The sequence below is a fragment of the Pseudonocardia lacus genome (assembly GCF_018531445.1).
Classification (GTDB): domain Bacteria; phylum Actinomycetota; class Actinomycetes; order Mycobacteriales; family Pseudonocardiaceae; genus Pseudonocardia; species Pseudonocardia lacus.
This window is the reverse complement of record NZ_JAHDTH010000181.1, coordinates 1-17,402: the sequence shown is the minus strand read 5'-3', so window position 1 is coordinate 17,402 and position 17,402 is coordinate 1. Positions and strand designations below refer to the sequence as shown.

Sequence of the window (17,402 nt, the reverse complement as noted above, 5' to 3'; positions counted from 1 at the left end):
CGGCCGCCCGCCTGGAGGCGAACGCCGCGGAGGTCGTGGCCACCGCCGACCGGGAGACCGCGATCGGCCCCGACCGGCTCGGGGGCGAGCTCGCCCGCACCTGCTACCAGCTGCGGCTGTTCGCCGAGGTGGTCGAGGAGGGCTCCTACGTCGAGGCCACCATCGACCACGCCGGCGACACCCCGATGGGCCCCGGCCCCGACCTGCGCCGCATGCTCGTCCCGCTCGGCCCGGTCGCGGTCTTCGGGGCCAGCAACTTCCCGCTCGCCTTCTCCGTGCCCGGCGGCGACACCGCCTCCGCGCTGGCCGCCGGCTGCCCGGTGGTGGTCAAGGCCCACGAGTCGCACCCGGCCACCTCGCTGCTCGCGTTCCGGGCGCTGCAGGAGGCCGTCGAGGAGGTCGGCGCCCCCGAGGGCACCGTCGGCGTCGTGCTCGGGCGGGAGGCCGGCGCGCGGCTCGTCGCCGACCCGAGGATCACCGCCGTCGGGTTCACCGGCTCGCTCACCGGCGCGCGGGCACTGCAGCGCATCATCGACTCGCGCCCCGACCCGATCCCGTTCTACGGCGAGCTGTCCTCGACCAACCCACTGGTGATCACCGAGGCGGCCGCGGCCGCGCGCGGCGGGGCCATCGCCGAGGGCCTGGTCGGCTCGTTCACGATGGCCGCCGGCCAGCTGTGCACCAAGCCCGGCCTGGCGTTCGTGCCCACCGGCGCCGCGGGCGACGCCCTGGTGGCCCGGATGGCCGAACTGGTCGCGGACGTGCCGGCCAAGCCCCTGCTCAACGCCCGCATCCACGACTCCTACGCCGAGATCGGCGGCCGGCTGGCCGGTCTGCCCGGCGTCGACGTCGTCGGCCGCGGCCCCGCCGACGGCTCCGGCTTCGCCGCCGGCGCCGCGCTGCTCACCGTGGCCGCCACCGACCTGCGCCCCGAGGTGGGCGAGGAGTGCTTCGGCCCGATCGCCGTCGTCGTGCGCCACAGCGGCACCGACGAACTGCTCGACGCCCTGCGCGCCCTGCCCGGCTCGTTGGCCGCGGCCGTGCACGCCGAGGAGAGCGACGACCTCGACGCCCTGCTGGCCGTGCTGCGCCCGCGCGCCGGGCGGATCCTGTTCGACGGCTACCCGACCGGCGTGCTGGTGGCCTGGGCGCAGACCCACGGCGGCCCGTGGCCGTCCACCAACAGCATCCACACCTCCGTCGGCCCGACCGCGATCCGCCGCTTCCTGCGCCCGGTGACCTGGCAGAACGCCCCCGAGCGGGTGCTGCCGGCCGAACTGCGCGACGCCGACCCCGACATCCCGCGCCGCATCGACGGGGTGTTGCGGCTGCCGGCGCGATGAGTCGGGCGCCCGCCGGCGGTCCAACGGGTGTGCACACCACCCGCTCTGCAGACGGCACCCGGATCGCCTACGACCGCGCGGGCGACGGTCCGCCCGTCGTCCTCGCCGTCGGGGCCTTCTGCGACCGCCACCGGGTCGACCCGCTGGCCGCGCTGCTCGCCCGCGAGCACACCGTGCTCTGGTACGACCGGCGCGGCCGCGGCGACTCCGACCCGGCGACCGCCGGCCCGGACGCGGCCGGGCGCGAGATCGAGGACCTCGCCGCGGTCGTCGCCGAGGCGGGCCCGGGCGCGGCGCTCTACGGCCACTCCTCCGGGGCGGTCCTGGCGCTGGCCGCGGCCGCCCGCGGGGTGCCGGTGAGCCGGGTCGTCGCCTACGAGCCGCCCTGGGCGCTCGACGACACCGTCGGCGACCCCACGCTGGAGCCCCGCGTCCGCGCGGCGCTGGCCGACGACCGTCTCGACGACGCCGTCCGGCTGTTCATCGCCGGCGGCACCGAGCCGCTGCCGTTCGAGGGCACACCGGTCTGGGCGGGCATGCGGGCGCTCGCCCCGACCCTGGCCTTCGAGTTCGCGGTGGTCGGCCCGACCGGCCTGCCGCCGTGGCTGGCCGACATCGCGGTGCCCGTGCTTGTCGTCGAGGGCGGTGAGTCCGAGGCGTGGGCCAAGGCCACCGCGGCCGCCGTCGCCGGCACGATCCCCGGGGCCGGCCACCGCATCCTGGCCGGTCAGGAGCACGGGGTGGACCACGAGGCGATCGCGCCGGTGATCGCCGGGTTCCTGACCGGCTGACCCGCGCCGGCCGACGCGTCCGCGCGAACGCGGTTGACCGTGGCGCACCGGGGAACCGCTGCGGAAGACGACCCGCGACCACAGGGAGGCCCCTGGTGACCCAGGACCAGTACACCCAGCAGGACCCCACCGAGCAGCACGCCCGGCCCGGCAGCGGCGACCGGACCGTCCCGTACCCGGGCCGCACCGATGAGCTGGACGTGCAGCCCGACCACGGCGAGCGCACCTACCGCGGCTCCGGCCGGCTGGAGGGCAAGAAGACGATCATCACCGGCGGCGACTCCGGCATCGGCCGCGCCGTGGCGATCGCGTTCGCCCGCGAAGGCGCCGACGTGCTCATCAACTACCTGGAGGAGGAAGAGGACGACGCCCAGGAGACCGTCCGCTGGATCACCGAGGCCGGGCGGACCGCCGTGGCCGTCCCCGGCGACATCCGCACCGAGGAGCAGTGCCGCGCCGTCGTCGACCGGGCCGTGCGGGAGTTCGGCGGGATCGACGTGCTGGTCAGCAACGCCGCCTACCAGATGTCGCAGGACAACGGCATCGACGACATCACCAGCGAGCAGTTCGACCGGGTGATGAAGACCAACGTCTACGCCCTGTTCTGGCTGGCCAAGGCCGCCCTCCCGCACATGGAACCCGGCGCGTCGATCATCGCGACGTCCTCGGTGCAGGCCTTCTCCCCGTCCCCGCACCTGCTCGACTACGCCACCTCCAAGGCCGCCATCGTCAACTTCGTCCGCGGCCTGGGCAGCAACCTCGTCGAGCGCGGAGTCCGGGTGAACTCGGTCGCCCCCGGCCCGGTGTGGACGCCGCTGATCCCGGCGACCATGGACGAGAAGAAGCTGGAGTCGTTCGGCACCCAGTCGCCCATGGGCCGCGCCGCGCAGCCGGCGGAGCTGGCGCCGTTCTACGTGTTCCTGGCCTCCCAGGAGTCCAGCTACATGACCTCGGAGGTGCTCGGCGTGACCGGCGGCTCGCCGATCACCTGAGCCGCCCGGTGGCTGCCGGCGGTCGCGGGACCTCGGGCCCTCGCAGCCCCTCGCTGGGTCCTCGCAGCCCTGGCCGGGTCGTCGCAACCCGCCGGCGCGCTGCGAGCACCCAGCCGGCGCTGCGACACCCATCCAGCGCTGCGAGGACCCACCCCGGGCCCAGTTCGGGGACATACGCCGCGCTGGAGCGGCTGATGTCCCCAGGCTCGGCAAGGACCAGGCCGGCGGCGAGCCCTCTCCGCCGAGTCGATCATGCAATTCGGCCATCTCGCAGACCCAGCGGTGCCCTCGCAGCCCGCCGGCGCTGCGAGGGCACAGCCTGAGCTGCAACGCCCACCCGGCGCTGCGAGGACACCCCCACCCAGCGCTGCGACACCCACCCCGCGCTGCGAGGACGCCCTGCCCGCCCCGCGCAGCCGCGAAGCTGGCCGCGAAGCGGCCACTCCACCCCCGAAAGCCCCTGCTTGATCAGAGGTCGCCCTCCGCGGAGGAGCTCGCCGGAGGCCCCTCAACAGCCCGCCGTAGGCGCCGCCGGAGGCCGCTCAAGGGGCCTCAGCCGTTCCCGCCCCCGAGCCGAACCTGCACAACAGCCTCGTCCTCGGTGAGCCGCTGCAGCCCGACCGTGAACCCCTCGGCGGCGGCCTCCCCACCCACCGGCACCTGGATGGTGTTGCCGGCGATCTCGACGGTGGCGACGCTGCCCTCCACCCCGACCAGGCGGGCGGTGACGCCGAGGACCGAGACCTCGCCGCCGGCGCCGCGGGGGAAGGTGATCGTGCAGCCGTCGAGGGCGCACTGGGTGGTGGACCCCTCGCTCCCCCCGCAGCCGGCGACGGCCAGCGCGACGAGCGCGGCGGCGAGGATGGCTCGGACGGGGCGGCGACGGAGGGAGGCCGACATATCGGTCACCCGGTCAGGATACGGGTGACGGCTGGTGACGGTTCGTGCCATCCGGTCCCGTCGAGGAGGGCGGACTTCGTCCGGATCGCGACGTCGGGCCCACCGAACGACCGGGTCCCGCGAGCCCGTCGGTCCGCCGTTGCTTACCGTCAACGGGTGAACCCCGCCCTCGCGGTCGCCCTGGCCCTCACCTCGGCCGCCTGCTACGCCCTCTCGGCCGTGCTGCAGCACCACGAGGCGTCCCGGCAGCCGGAGAGCGGGGTCGCCACGCTGATGATCGCGTTGATGCGGCGCAAGGGGTGGTGGGCGGCGCAGACCGCGACGATCCTGGGGGCGCTGCTGCACCTGGCCGCGCTCGGCGCCGGCCCGCTGGTGCTCGTCCAGCCGATCGGGGTCACCGCGCTGGCGCTGGCGCTGCCGGTGGGCGCCCGGGTCGGTCGCACCCCGGTCACCCGGCGGGCGTGGATCGGCGCGCTCTGCGTGGTGGTCGGGCTGCCGGCGGTGCTGACCGCGCTCCCCCACCGGCCGGGCGTCGGGCACATCGCCATCCCGTTCGCCTCGCTGGCCTGCGCCATCGCCGTCCTCGTCGCGGCGGCCACGCTGCTCGCGCTGCGGGTCCGGCGCACCAACCAGCACTGGTCGGCGATCCTGCTGGCCGGGGCGGCCGCGGTCTGCTTCGGGACGACGTCGGCGTCGGTGAAGGCGCTGTGGCTGGGCATGGGCAGCGTGACGGTCGTGCTGGTGGCGGTGATCGCGGCGCCGCTGGGGGTCGTGCTGGCCCAGCACGCCTACCAGGACGGCGGGCTGGGGGCGCCGCTGGCGGTGCAGACGCTCGCCGACCCCGTCACGGCGGTGGCGATCGGGGCGCTCGCGCTGGGCGAGCAACTGGCCGCGTCGCCGCTGCGGATCGCGCTCGGGGCCGTCGGGATCGCCGTCACCGTCGCCGGGGTGATCCTGCTGTCCACCCGCGTCCCGGCCGTCGGGCCGGAGGCCGAGGCCCCCCGGCGGCCCGGCCCTCTGGCGACGCCCGCGCACGCGGAGGGCTGACCGGGCTCGACGGCGCCCGGGGCGTTGACGCGTCCCCCACCCGTATGCCACGTTGGACCGGTCCACTGACGGGCCGACGGGTCGGCTCGCGGGTTGACGAGATCGCCGACATGGTCGTCGTCTTCCTGCTGCCCGAGCGCGGCGGCGCGGTCATCGGGGCCGTCCTGGACCGGGACCGGACCGTCGTCGGCGCCGGCCGGTTCCATGCCGACTGACCGGGAGGTCACCATGCGACTCGGTCTGATCGGGCTCGGCCGGATCGGCGCGTTCCACGCCGCCACCCTGTCCGCGCTGCCCGCGGTCGGCGCGCTCGTGGTCGCCGACGCGGTGCCGGCGGCCGCGGCGGCCGTCGCGGCGCGGCTGCCCGTCGAGGTCGCCGATTCCCCGGCGGAGCTGCTGGCCTCCGGCGTCGACGGCGTGGTGGTCGCCGCGGCCACCGACGCCCACCCGGAGCTGCTGCTCGCCGCGGCCGCCGCCGGGTTGCCGGTGTTCTGCGAGAAGCCGGTGGCCCGCACGATGGGCGAGGCGCTGGAGGTGGCCCGGCGGGTCGCCGAGAGCGGGGTGGCGGTGCAGGTCGGCTACCCCCGCCGCTTCGACCCCGGGTTCGCGGCGGCCCGGGCCGCCGTGGCGGCCGGCGAGCTGGGCCGGGTGCACACCGTCCGCTCGACCACCCTGGACCCGGCGCCGCCGCCCGCGGCCTACGTCGCCGTGTCGGGCGGGATCTTCCGCGACTGCGCGGTGCACGACTTCGACGCCGTGCGCTGGGTGACCGGGCACGAGGTCGTCGAGGTGTACGCGACCGGCTCGGCCGTCGGCGACCCGGTGTTCGCCGGGACCGGCGACGTCGCCACCGCGTCCACGCTGCTCACCCTCGACGACGAGACCGTCGCCGTCGTCTCCAACACCCGCTACAACCCACGCGGCTACGACGTGCGGCTCGAACTGCACGGCACCGCCGACAGCGTCGCCGTCGGGCTGGAGCCGAAGCTGCCGCTGCGCTCGGTCGAGCCGGGCGCGACGTTCCCCGACGGCGTGCCGCACGCGTTCTTCATGGACCGCTTCGCCGCGGCGTTCCGCGCGGAGCTGGCCGCGTTCACCGAGGTCGTCGCGGGCAGCCGACCCTCGCCCTGCACCGTCGCCGACGCGCTCGAGACCGGCTGGGTGGCCGAGGCCGCCGCCCGGTCGCTGGCCGAGCACCGCCCCGTGCGCATCGACGAGGTGCGCATCGAGGAGCTGCGCAGCCCCGTCTGACCCGACGAGAGGACCGCCATGTCCACCGACCGCATCGCCGGGGCCCCGATCTCCTGGGGCGTCTGCGAGGTCCCCGGCTGGGGCCACCAGCTGGCCCCCGAGCTGGTGCTGGCCCAGATGCGCGAGCTGGGCCTGGCCGCCACCGAGTTCGGCCCGGAGGGCTTCCTGCCCGTCGAGCCGCGGGGGCGCGCGGACGTGCTGGCCGCCCACGGGCTCTCGGCCGTCGGCGGGTTCGTGCCCGCGCTCCTGCACGACGCCGGGCACGACCCGCTGCCCGCCGTCGACCGCGAGCTGGACGCGTTCGTCGCCGCCGGGGCCGGCACCCTCGTGCTGGCCGCCGCCTCCGGCACCGACGGCTACGACGCCCGCCCCGAGCTCGACGATGCCGCCTGGCGCACCCTGCTGGGCAACCTCGACCGCATCGCCGCGCGCGCCCGCGGCCGCGGCGTGGACGCGGTGCTGCACCCGCACGTCGGCACCATGGTCGAGACCGGCGCCGAGGTCGAGCGGGTGCTGGCCGGTTCGACGGTGCCGCTGTGCCTGGACACCGGCCACCTGCTCATCGGCGGCTCCGACCCGCTCGATCTGGCCAAGGCCGTGCCCGAGCGGATCGCCCACACCCACCTCAAGGACGTCGACGCGACCGTCGCCGCGCGCGTGCGGGCCGGGGACACGACCTACACCGACGCCGTCCGCGGGGGCATGTACCGCCCGCTCGGGCAGGGCGACGTCGACATCGCCGGGATCGTCGGTGTGCTGGAGGCGCACGGCTACCGCGGCTGGTACGTGCTGGAGCAGGACACGATCCTGACCGCCGAGCCCACCGGCGAGGGCCCGGTCGCCGACGTGGGCGCCAGTGTGGAGTTCCTGCGCGGGATCGAGCGGTAGAAGCACCGGCGGGCCGGGCCGCCGCGTCGCTACCGTGCCGCCATGGCGGACGTGCTGCGGTTGCGCGAGCTGGGCCCGGACGACGAGGCCGAGTTCCGGGCCGGGCACCGGGCGATGCTGGCCGACGGCTTCACCTTCGGCCTCGGCCTGCGCCCGGGCACGGCCTGGGCCGACTACCTCGTCGAGCTGGCCGACACGCGCGCCGGGCGCAACCTGCGCGAGGGGATGGTGCCGGCGACCTTCCTGGTCGCCGACGTGGGCGGGCGGATCGTCGGGCGCATCTCGATCCGCCACCGGCTCAACGAGGCACTCCTCGACGAGGGCGGCCACCTCGGCTACGGCGTGCTGCCGGCGTACCGCCGCCGCGGGCACGCCACGGCGATCCTGCGCGCCGGCCTGGGGCTCGCCCGCGGCCTCGGCATCCCCTCGGCCCTGGTGACCTGCGACGAGGACAACACCGGGTCCCGCAAGGTGATCGAGTCGTGCGGGGGCGTGCTGGAGTCGGTGCGCCCGGGCGGGCCCGCCCTGCGCCGCTACCGCGTCCCCACCTGGTCGCCGGTCAGCGCGCCGGACCGGTCGACCCGCGCACGACCAGCGCCGGGGTGATCAGCCGGGTGGTCGGCGCGCCCGGGTCGTCGCCGGCCAGCCGGGCGGCCAGCGCCTCGCCCGCGGCCTGCCCGACCTCGGCGATGTGCGAGTCGACCGAGGTCAACGAGAGCCGGGGCAGCCGGGCGAAGACCGTGTCGTCGTAGCCGACGACCGACACCTCGCCCGGCACCGCCAGGCCCAGCTCGTCGGCCGCGGCGAGCACGCCGACCGCGCAGAGGTCGTTGGCCGCGAGGATCGCCGTCGGCCGGTCGTCGCGGTCGAGCAGCTCGCGGGCGAGCCGGTGGCCGGTCGCCTCGGTCCAGTCGCCATCGACGCAGTGCTCGGTGACGCCCGCCGCCCGCATGGTCGCGATGTGGCCGTCGCGGCGCAGCCTGCCGACCTCGCCCTCGCCGACGATGTGGGCGATGCGGCGGTGGCCGTGCTCCAGCAGGTGCGCCGTGGCGAGCCGGGCGCCGGCGTCGTCGTCGTTGGCGACGACGTCGGCCACGGTCAGCCGGGACTCGCGGGTGCCGGCCACGACCACCGGGACCGCGTCGCCCAGCCCGACGACCTGCTCGATCGAGGAGTCGGCCGGGGTGCCGACCACCACGATGCCGTCGACGCGCAGGTCGGCCAGCGCGGCCACGGCGTCGGGCTCGGTGGCGCCGTCGGCGAGCAGGGGGCGCAGCCCGTGGTCGTGCAGCACGGGCCGCAGGCCGGCCAGCAGGTCGACGTACCAGGGGTTGGTGAGGTCGTCGAGGACGACGCCGACGGTGCGGGTGCGTCGCTCGGCGAGGCTGCGGGCCGCGGGGTCGGGGCGGTAGCCGAGCTCCGCCATGGCGGCGAGCACGGCGGCCCGGCGCTGCTCGCTGACCCGGGGCGAGTTCTGCAGGACGAGCGAGACCAGCGATTTCGACACGCCGGCCCGAGCGGCGACCGTGCGGATGGTCGGGGGACGGGCGGGCCCGGCGTCCGTGCTCACGAGGCGCACTATATCCGGGGTTGACGGATCGCCTGGACCGTTCCAATACTGGATTGGACCGGTCCAACGCAGTCCGCCCACGAGGAGACCGCCATGCGCACGACCGTCACCTCCCCCGCCTGGCTCGACCCGGCCGACTGCCGCGTCGAGGACCTGCGCGCCGTCGTCGAGGAGCGGACCGACCCCGCCGAGTTCCCGCGTGCGGACGTCGTCCAGGGCGTCACGGTCTACGAGACCGCGGCGCTGCTCGGCGAGACCGCGCGCCGCGAGGTCCAGGCCGAGCTCGTGCGCGCCCTGCTCGACGGGCCCGGGATCGTCGTGCTCCGCGGCGCCTTCCCGGACACCGCGGTCGTCGACCGGGCCACCGCCGCCTTCACCGCCCTGATCGACGCCCAGCGCGCCGTCGGCACCGCGGCGGGCGACCACTTCGCCGCCGCCGGCAGCAACGACCGGGTCTGGAACGCGCTGGAGAAGCTGGCCGTCGCCGACCCCGACGCGTTCACCGCCTACTACGCCAACGAGGCGCTCGCCCTGGTCTGCGACGCCTGGCTCGGCCCCGGCTACCAGGTCACCTCCCAGATCAACGTGGTCAACCCGGGCGGGGCGGCGCAGAGCCCGCACCGCGACTACCACCTGGGCTTCCAGGGCCCCGCCGGCGCCGCCCGCTACGCCGCCCACGTGCACCGGCTCACCCCCGCGCTGACCCTGCAGGGCGCCGTCGCGCACGTCGACATGCCGCTGGAGACCGGGCCGACGCTCTACCTCCCGCACTCCCAGAAGTACGCCGGCGGCTACCTGGTGTCCGACCGCGACGACTTCCGCGCCCACTTCGCCGAGCACCACGTCCAGCTCCCGCTGGCCAAGGGCGACGCCGTCTTCTTCAACCCCGCCGTCCTGCACGGCGCCGGGACGAACCGCACGGCGGACGTCCGCCGGATGGCCAACCTCCTGCAGGTCTCCTCGGCGTTCGGCCGGGCGATGGAGGCCGTCGACCGGGCCCGGGTGAGCCGCGCCGTGCTGCCGGCCCTGCGCCGCGCCCGCGCGGCGGGCGTCGGGGAGCGGGCGCTGCGCAACGTCGTGGCCGCCGCGGCCGAGGGCTACGCCTTCCCGACCGACCTCGACCACAACCAGCCCGTCGACGGCCTCGCCCCGCCGACCCAGGCCGACCTGCTGACCCGGGCCGTCCTGGACGGGTGGGACGACGACCGCTTCGCCGCCGCCCTCGGCTGAGCCCTTCCCCCGCTCAACCGCGGCCGACGGTGCTGCCGCTCTCGCTCGGCCCCTCCGCGGCCCGCCGCATCAGGCCGGGGCGCCTGCGGTCGAGGTGGCGGACGATCTCGCGCAACTGGTCGGTGTCCTCCCGGGAGACGGCGACCCAGCCGCGGCGCAGGAGCTCCTGGATGCCCGGGTCGGGATCGTCGACGAGGACGGAGGCGAAGTAGCTGAAGCGGGCGCTGTCGAGCTGGCCGGTGCGGTCGAGCAGCCGGCCGATCAGCCGGCTGACGGCCGCCGCCTGGTCGGCGAGGGCGGTCGGGTCGCCGCGCTCGATCGCCCGCTCCCCCTCGGCGGCCGCCGCGTCGACCTCCCCGCGCTCCTCGGCCGTGCCCGAGGTGGACGCCATCTCCCGGGCGCGGGCGACCGACGCGCGGAACTCGGCGGCGCGGTCGTCGGCGTCGAGCTGCTCCTCGACATCGTCGAGCACGGCGAGGGTGTCGCGGATGCGCGACCAGGCCGTCTGCTCGGCGTCCGGGTCGGCCATCGCGGCGAACGCCAGCCGCTCGATGTCGTGCACGGCGTCCTCCTCGTCGAGGCGGGCCAGGGTGCGCCCGGCCGCGTCGGCGCCCAGGTCGCGGGCCCGGCGGGCCAGCTCGGCGTGGCGCTCCACGACCTCGGCGGCGGCCCGGCCGAGCCGCACGCCGCCCAGCGCGTCGCGGCCGAGGTCGATCGCGATGGGGAACTCCTCGTCGAGCAGGGGGATGTAGGCGGTCACCTCGATGCGCTGCGAGGCGTCCATCCGCAGCAGCACCTCGACCTCGCTGCCGGGGCGCAGGTCGTGGCGGACGTCGGTGGGGCGCAGCTCCAGCGCGCCGACGGTGGTGTTGCGGTTGGCCCTGGCCCGCTCGCCCTGCACGATCGGCACCCGCAGCAGCCCCGAGCCGGTCGCCTTGTCGATCCCCACCGTGGTGCGCAGGACCGTGCGCGGGCTGCTGGCCGGCAGCTCGGTGCCCTTCGCGATCAGCCGGCTGACCTGGTTGTCGGCCAGCGCGACGCCCAGCGAGTGCGACGCCGCGGTGCCGCGGCCGACCGCGCCGGGTTCGTGGCGGTAGGTCAGCACGTCCGGGGCGGCCGGCAGCACCGTGCCGTCGGCGCGGGCGACGACCAGCGAGAACGTGCTCAGCACCCGCTCGCCCGCGCGCAGCCGGGTGGCGAACGCGCCGGTCGCGTCGACCGGGAGCACCCCGCTGCGCCACGGCGGGCGGGCGCCGTCGTCGACGAACTCGACGGTGTGGCCGGTCCAGTCGTCGACCCCCGGGGCGTGCAGCCGACCGGCGACGAACGGATCGGTGTCGACCCCCACCGGCTCGAACTCCAGCTGCACGGCCACGTCCCCGGGGGCCCGCGGCGCCACCGGTGCGCCCGACTCCACGCGCCGGGTGCCGGCGAAGATCGCGGCCCCGCGGGCGACGACGGTGACCGGGTCGAGGGAGTGGTCCAGCCGGACGCCCAGGCCCTCGTCCGGGTCGGCCAGCCGGCGGCGCACTCCGGGCATCAGTGTGGTGCCCCCGACCAGCAGGACCCGGTCGAGGTCGGCGGGGCGCAGGCCCTGGTCGGCCAGCGCCTTGCGGCACAGGTTGACCGAGCGCGCGTACAGCGGCGCCAGCGCGCGCTCGACGTCGTCGCGGGTGACCCGGCAGCTGAAGTCGACCCGGCCGGCGTCGCCGTCGAGCTCCAGGTCGACCTCGACGGAGTCCACGTCGGACAGATCGATCTTCGCCTGCTCGGCGGCCAGCTTCAGCTTCGCGACCACGCCCGCCCAGCGCGGGTCGCCGCGCCCGACGCCGTCGAAGCCCTCGTGGTCGAGGACCAGAGCGGGGAGGAGCACGTCCTCGGCGAGCGCCCAGTCGACCAGCTTGCCGCCCAGGAAGTTGTCGCCCTCGTGGTTGACCACGACGAACTCGCCGTCCTCGACCCGCACGACCGCGGCGTCGAACGTGCCCCCGCCGAAGTCGTAGACCAGCCAGAAGCCCTCCGCGTCGCGCGAGCTGTGGCCGTAGGCCCAGGCCGCCGCGCTGGGCTCCTGGATCAGCGTGACCGGGCCGATTCCGGCCAGCCCGGCAGCGCGCACCGTCGCCTCGTTCTGGTCCAGCTCGAACGCCGCCGGCACCGTCACCACGGCCGCGTCCAGCGGCTCGTCGAGCTCGCGGCGCACATCGCGGACCAGCGACCGCAGCACCTCGGCCGAGAGCTCCTCCGGGGTCATGCGGCGCCCGGAGGCGGGGAACTCGTGGACCGCGTCGCGCACGCCCATCCGCAGCTTGAACTCGGTGGCCACGTCGCGGGGGTTGCGTTCGACCCGGTTGCGGGCGCCGTCGCCGACGTGCAGGGCCCCGCCCGCGTCGACGTAGACCGCCGACGGCGTCAGCTCGCGACGCTTGTTGTTGCGCAGGACCGCGGGGCCGGCGTCGGGCGTCATCACCGCCACCGCGCTGTTCGTGGTCCCCAGGTCTATCCCGAAGTCAACCGTCAGGCGCCCCGCCACCGCCGTCCCCCCTGTCCTCCGGTCGTGCGACCACGACCTGGCCGATGCGGATCTGGCGACCCGCGCAGTACACCGACGGCGCCACCGTCTCCACGACGACGTCGCGCTCGACGTCGGGGCGGATCTCCCAGGCGACCACGTCGAGTGCGGTCCCGGCGTCGACGACCAACCCCTCGTGCTCCTGGACCTCCAGCCCGGCGCGGGCCAGCCGGTCGTGCAGGCCGTCGAGGTGGCGGGTGAGCATCCGGTCGCCGCCTGCGCGTGCCAGCCGCCTGCGGGCCCGCCACAGGTCGGTGGCGACGTCGGCGGCGGTCTCCGCGTCGAGGTGCAGCCCCTGCTGGGTCACGCCGTCACGCCCCGTCGCCACCGGGCGACCTGGCGGCCGTAGCGCTGCGCCAGCGCGGGCTCGTCGCGGATGGCGCGTTCGAGCAGGTCGGCCGCCGCGGGCAGGCCGCCGGGGCGGCGGGCCAGCCGGTGCGCGTGCTCGACCGGGTCGACGGCGGGCGCCCGGACCCGTTCCCGCCAGGCGTCGAGCGCGGCGTGCAGGGCGCCCGCGTCGGGGGTGCGGCGGGTGGGGTCGGGCCGCAGCGCGTCGAGGACGACGGCGGCCAGCGCGTCGTCGACCTCCGGGTTCAGCTCGGCAGGCGAGCGCGCCGGCGCGTCGGGCAGGACGCCGGTGAGCAGTTCGTGGGCGATCGCGCCGACGGCCCACACGTCGGCGGCCGGGGAGTCGGCGCGGTGGTCGCGCAGGCACTCGGGCGCCTTGTAGGCGATGGTGCCGGCGGTGCTCGCCCGACCGGTGCCCGGGTCGGCGCGCACGGCGAGACCGAAGTCGCCGACCCGGGCGCGCAGGGCCCCGTCGTCGCCGTCGTGGCCGACCAGGATGTTCAGCGGCGTCAGGTCGCGGTGCACGAGCGGCGGCCGCAGCCGGTGCGCGGCGGCGAGCCCGGCGCAGACCTGGCCCAGCACCTCGACCGCGGTCGCCACCGGAACCAGCCCGCCCGCGTGGCCCGTGCGGAACTCGTGCAGGGTGCCGCCGGCGACGTACTCGGTGGTGATGTAGCCGCGCTCGCCCTCGTCGGTGTCGAGCGTGTCGGCGTCGAAGACCCGCACGACGTTCGGGTGGCCGAGCCGGGCCAGCACCGCCGCCTCCCCGAGCGCCTGCTCGGTCCGGTCGTCGGTGACCAGCACCTTCATCGCCAACCGCCCCAGGAAGCGGTGCCGCACCCGGTAGACCTGCGAGTAGGCGCCCTCACCCAGGTAGCGCTCGACCTCGTAGCTGCGGCCGATGCGCCGGCCGTCGCGCAGGAGGCGGCTCACGGGGCCCACCATACGAGTGCCGCCACCCCGGTCGCTACGCACCGCATCCGGCTTGTCGCTCAGGAGCGCCCTGCGCAATCATCCTCCCGGGGGTGGAGGGAGTGGACGAGACCGATCTGATCGACCAAGCGTTGCGCCCGCTGGCCGGGGCGCGGTTCTACCGGGGGAACGCGCTGCGCCGCACCGGGCTGGCCCCCGGGGCCACCTCGGCGCAGGTCCGCCGCAGGCGCACGGAGGTCGAGGCCGCGGCTCGCCTCGGCATGGCGGCGCCGCCGGGCGCCGCGGGCCCGCCCTGCGGGCCGGAGCCCTCGGCGTCCGAGGTGGCGGCCGCCTTCGACGACGTGCGCCGGGAACCGGTGCTGCGGCTGGTCCACGAGCTGCTGTGGGTGTGGTCGGGCGACGACGAGCTCTCCGCGGCGCACGACGCCGTCGTCCGCGAGCACTGCGCGCTGCTCACCGAGGACTGGCCCGACCGCGCACCCGGGCCGCGCACCCCCGCCTCCGACGCCCGCTGGGCCGAGGTGCTGGGGGCGTGGGCGCGGCTGCTGGAGCGCGACGACCTGTGGGCGTGGGCCCGGCGCAGGGCCGCCGAGCTGGCCGATCCGCGGCTCACCGACGAGGTCGTCGAACGCCTGCGGTCCCGCGTCCCGCAGGCCGTGCTGGCGGTGAACGTCGACATCGCCGCCCACGCCGCCGCCACCGACCCCGAGGCCGCCGCCCGCCACGTCGCGGTCCTGCGGGCCTCGCCGCTGCCGGCCGACCTGGTCGACGCGGTGCTGGTGCGGCGGGCCCGGACGACGAAGCGGGAGGTCTCCCGGGCCTGCGAGGCGGCCGCCGACCGCGCGGCGGCCGACGTCCCGAGCACGCCGGGCGAGACCACGGCCCTGCTCGACGCCACCCGCACCCCCCTCCGGGTGCTCGCCGCGCTGCTCGGCCACTCCGACCCGTCGGCGGCGGCGTCGCGGGACGAGGTGGCCGGCGTGGTCGTCAACGCCGCCATCCGCTACTACGAGCACACCACGGTCGACCGCCGGGCCCGCGCGGCCGCGGTGCGCCCGCAGCTGCGGGCCGCCGAGGAACTGGCCGCCGACCCCCACCTCCGCGAGCGGGTCGCCGAGAACCTCCGGATCCTCGCCAGGAACGACGAGGTGATCGAGCACAACGTGCGCAACTCCTTCGGCCTCGCGCTGCCCGACACCGGCCGCAGCGTCCGGCAGGAGACCGAGCTGCGCCTGATCGCCGAACGGCGCGAGCAGGAGGAGCGGGCCGAGCGCCGGGCGCGGCTGGCCGAGCGCGAGGAGCGGCTGCGGATCGCCCGGGAGGAGCGCGAGCGCAAGGCGGCCGCCGAGCGGGAGGCGCAGGCGCAGCGGCTGCTCGAGGCGGCGAGGCGGCGCACGGAGCGCGAGGAGGCGGAGATCGCGGCGAGGAGTGCGCGCGCCCGGGAAGCGGCCGCGAGGATCGCCGCCGAGCAGCGGGCCGCCGCCGCGACCGCCGCCGCCAACGCCGCCGCCCGAGCCGAAGCCGCCGTCTCCGATACCCCCGTCCGCGGCACGGCCCGACCGGCCGTCCCCGACGACGCGGCACCGGCACCCCCGGCCAAGCGCGGCGGCTGGCTGGGCCGGCTGTTCGGGCGCCGCGACTAGGGGGTGTCTTCGCAGGGGCGGTGTGGTCGGCGCAGAGTGCACAGCACCTGCGTGGACTACGGGGACCCTGCGAAGACGGCGTCGACCCGGCCGCGGCGAGCCGGGCCTCACTCGACCCGGACCCAGTCCTCGCACCCCGACGTCTCGAAGTACCCGTCGCTCTGCCTGACCGTCACCGTCGCGGGCCCCTGCACGAACCCGTTGCTGATGATGTCCTCCAGCGTCCCGTCGTTCTCCCTGAGCCGCGCGTAGTAGCACCCGTACCCGTCGGTCCCCGCCGTCTTGTACTTGCCCGCCGCGATGTCCACACCCACCTCCCACACCCCGGACGAGAAGGTCGTCAACGGGCCGCTCGGCTCCACCGCCGCGGCCGGCACCGGCGGCGCGACGACGGTGACGGTGACCGTCTCCGGCGGCGGGGCGGGGGCCGTCACCGTCACCGCGGGCGCGGCCTGGACGATCGTCGACGGGAACGCCGTGGCACCCACACCCCCGCCTACCAGCAGGCCCGCGGCCAGGCCGCCGAGCAGCCACGGCCAACGGCGGGGCGGGTGGGCGGGCTCGGACGGGAACGGGGAGGGCGGGGCCTGGCGCTGGGCCGGGATCAGCGGCGCGCTCGGGTAGGGCGTGTCCGGCGGCTTCGGCTGCTCCTCGAACGACGTGCCCATGTGTTCCCCCGACGGGCTGGACGGACGTTGCCCTGATGGTCGGGGTTTCGCGGGCGACCGTTCCGCACCCCGGGTCCAATCCACCGGTTCAGGTGATTCATCCGCCGGGTCGGGCGGTCCCCCCCGCTCGCCGCGCACACCTGCTGTCGTCTTCGACCCACAGCCCCCGCGCCCGCCGGACTGTCGCACCCGTTCCCTACGGTCTGGGGCGTGCCCGTCGAACGATGGTCCACCGCCCAGGTGCTCGCGCTCGCCCCCGACGCCGGGTCGGCGCGGGGTGCGCGGGCGGTGGCGGGGGCGCCTTCCTGGGCGGACGGCGGCGCCAGCGGGGAGCTGCTGTGGGGGTCGTGCAAGGGCAGCGGCAAGCGGCCCTACCAGGCGTGCGTCGACCTGTCGGGGCCGGCGTACAAGTGCTCCTGCCCGAGCCGCAAGTTCCCGTGCAAGCACGCACTCGGGCTGATGCTGCGCTGGGCCACCGGGGAGGTCGGGGAGGCGGAGGCGCCGGAGTGGGTGCGCGAGTGGCGGCGGGCGCGGGGGGCCAGGGCGGCCAAGGCGGTCGTGCGCGAGGGGAGCGGGGAGGCGGCCGGCGGTCCGGTCGACGTCGCCGCGGCGCAGCGGCGGGCCGAGCAGCGGGCCGAGCGGGTCGCCGGGGGGATCGCCGAGCTCGACCGGTGGCTGCTCGACCAGCTCACCCACGGTCTCGCCGCGGCCGAGCCGGCGGGCGACGGCCCGTTCGAGGCGATGGCCGCCCGGCTGGTCGACGCGCAGGCCCCGGGCCTGGCCGAGGCGGTGCGCCGGGCCGGGCGGACGGTGGGGGTGGGGCCGCGGTGGGCCGAGCGGCTGCTGGCGCGGCTGGCCGCGCTGCGCCTGCTCGTCACCGGGTACGCGCGGCTCGCAGAGCTGCCCGAGGAGCTGGCCGCCACGGTGCGCTCGCGGGTCGGTTTCCCGGTGAGCACCGAGCAGGTGCTGGCCGGCGAACCGGTGCGCGACCGGTGGCAGGTCGTCGGGCAGTCGCACAGCGCCGACGACCGCCTGCTCACCCGCCGCACGTGGCTGGTCGGCGCGGGCGGTGGGCGGCCGGCGCTGGTGCTGGCCTTCGCCCCGCTCGGGCGGTCGCTGCCGCCGGAGGCGCCGCCCGGCACCGCGTTCGAGGCCGACCTGTGCTTCTACCCCGGGGCCGTCCCGCTGCGCGCGGTGGTCGCCGCCCGCCACGGCGAGCCCGCGCCCCT

The 17,402-nt window shown here is 76.6% G+C and carries 16 protein-coding genes; 10 read left to right on the top strand and 6 right to left on the bottom strand.

Annotated features, from left to right (window positions below; translation table 11 throughout):
* The 3 genes from KIK08_RS29630 to KIK08_RS29620 form a co-directional block, all read left to right on the top strand.
* Window positions 1-1,343: aldehyde dehydrogenase (NADP(+)) (locus KIK08_RS29630; RefSeq protein ID WP_214406594.1), on the top strand; the 1,343-nt coding region annotated here is incomplete at its 5' end.
* Between the two features lie 29 nt (window positions 1,344-1,372).
* Window positions 1,373-2,134: an alpha/beta fold hydrolase gene (locus KIK08_RS29625; protein WP_308257974.1), complete on the top strand. Its 762-nt coding sequence runs from the start codon at window positions 1,373-1,375 to the stop codon at window positions 2,132-2,134.
* A gap of 95 nt (window positions 2,135-2,229) precedes the next feature.
* Complete coding sequence (locus tag KIK08_RS29620) at window positions 2,230-3,126, top strand: SDR family oxidoreductase (RefSeq protein WP_214406592.1); 897 nt, start codon at window positions 2,230-2,232, stop codon at window positions 3,124-3,126.
* Window positions 3,127-3,678: 552 nt separating this feature from the next.
* Here the strand turns inward: KIK08_RS29620 and KIK08_RS29615 are convergent.
* Entirely contained in the window at window positions 3,679-4,035 is a 357-nt protein-coding gene (locus KIK08_RS29615) for a hypothetical protein (RefSeq protein ID WP_214406591.1), read from the bottom strand.
* Window positions 4,036-4,182: 147 nt separating this feature from the next.
* Here KIK08_RS29615 and KIK08_RS29610 point away from each other — a divergent pair, with 147 nt between their 5' ends.
* From KIK08_RS29610 to KIK08_RS29595, 4 genes are all read left to right on the top strand, one after another.
* Window positions 4,183-5,073 carry a DMT family transporter gene (locus tag KIK08_RS29610; protein WP_214406590.1) on the top strand — a complete coding sequence of 297 codons (891 nt, stop codon included), beginning with the start codon at window positions 4,183-4,185 and terminating at the stop codon, window positions 5,071-5,073.
* A gap of 228 nt (window positions 5,074-5,301) precedes the next feature.
* Entirely contained in the window at window positions 5,302-6,324 is a 1,023-nt protein-coding gene (locus tag KIK08_RS29605) for a Gfo/Idh/MocA family protein (RefSeq protein ID WP_214406589.1), read from the top strand.
* An 18-nt stretch (window positions 6,325-6,342) separates the two neighbouring features.
* The gene (locus KIK08_RS29600; protein WP_214406588.1) at window positions 6,343-7,212 is read left to right on the top strand and encodes a sugar phosphate isomerase/epimerase family protein; all 870 of its coding nucleotides are present in this window, start codon (window positions 6,343-6,345) and stop codon (window positions 7,210-7,212) included.
* 42 nt (window positions 7,213-7,254) lie between these two features.
* Window positions 7,255-7,818, top strand: coding sequence for a GNAT family N-acetyltransferase (locus KIK08_RS29595; protein ID WP_250558069.1), 564 nt, complete (start codon window positions 7,255-7,257; stop codon window positions 7,816-7,818).
* Here the strand turns inward: KIK08_RS29595 and KIK08_RS29590 are convergent.
* A complete protein-coding gene (locus KIK08_RS29590) occupies window positions 7,772-8,782 on the bottom strand; it encodes a LacI family DNA-binding transcriptional regulator (RefSeq protein WP_214406587.1) in 1,011 nt (336 codons plus the stop codon). The genes KIK08_RS29595 and KIK08_RS29590 overlap by 47 nt on opposite strands.
* Before the next feature lie 93 nt (window positions 8,783-8,875).
* Here KIK08_RS29590 and KIK08_RS29585 point away from each other — a divergent pair, with 93 nt between their 5' ends.
* The gene (locus KIK08_RS29585) at window positions 8,876-10,012 is read left to right on the top strand and encodes a phytanoyl-CoA dioxygenase family protein (protein WP_214406586.1); all 1,137 of its coding nucleotides are present in this window, start codon (window positions 8,876-8,878) and stop codon (window positions 10,010-10,012) included.
* A gap of 13 nt (window positions 10,013-10,025) precedes the next feature.
* Here the strand turns inward: KIK08_RS29585 and KIK08_RS29580 are convergent, their stop codons facing one another.
* Genes KIK08_RS29580 through KIK08_RS29570 form a run of 3 tightly spaced genes read right to left on the bottom strand, consistent with a single transcriptional unit; the run spans window position 10,026 to window position 13,862 of the window.
* A complete protein-coding gene (locus tag KIK08_RS29580) occupies window positions 10,026-12,542 on the bottom strand; it encodes an Hsp70 family protein (RefSeq protein WP_308257973.1) in 2,517 nt (838 codons plus the stop codon).
* Window positions 12,520-12,888: a hypothetical protein gene (locus KIK08_RS29575; protein WP_214406584.1), complete on the bottom strand. Its 369-nt coding sequence runs from the start codon at window positions 12,886-12,888 to the stop codon at window positions 12,520-12,522. Before KIK08_RS29575 ends, KIK08_RS29580 begins: the two co-directional genes overlap by 23 nt.
* Window positions 12,885-13,862 carry a serine/threonine-protein kinase gene (locus KIK08_RS29570; protein ID WP_308257972.1) on the bottom strand — a complete coding sequence of 326 codons (978 nt, stop codon included), beginning with the start codon at window positions 13,860-13,862 and terminating at the stop codon, window positions 12,885-12,887. The genes KIK08_RS29575 and KIK08_RS29570 overlap by 4 nt, the downstream gene beginning before the upstream one ends.
* 101 nt (window positions 13,863-13,963) lie before the next feature.
* On the opposite strand from KIK08_RS29570, the gene KIK08_RS29565 reads away from it, so the two are divergent.
* A complete protein-coding gene (locus tag KIK08_RS29565; RefSeq protein WP_214406582.1) occupies window positions 13,964-15,505 on the top strand; it encodes a hypothetical protein in 1,542 nt (513 codons plus the stop codon).
* A 107-nt stretch (window positions 15,506-15,612) separates the two neighbouring features.
* Here the strand turns inward: KIK08_RS29565 and KIK08_RS29560 are convergent, their stop codons facing one another.
* A complete protein-coding gene (locus KIK08_RS29560) occupies window positions 15,613-16,173 on the bottom strand; it encodes an Rv1352/Rv1906c domain-containing protein (RefSeq protein ID WP_214406581.1) in 561 nt (186 codons plus the stop codon).
* Window positions 16,174-16,383: 210 nt separating this feature from the next.
* Between KIK08_RS29560 and KIK08_RS29555 the strand changes: the two genes are divergently transcribed.
* A partial coding sequence (locus KIK08_RS29555) for an SWIM zinc finger family protein (RefSeq protein ID WP_214406580.1) occupies window positions 16,384-17,402 on the top strand: 1,019 nt, incomplete at its 3' end.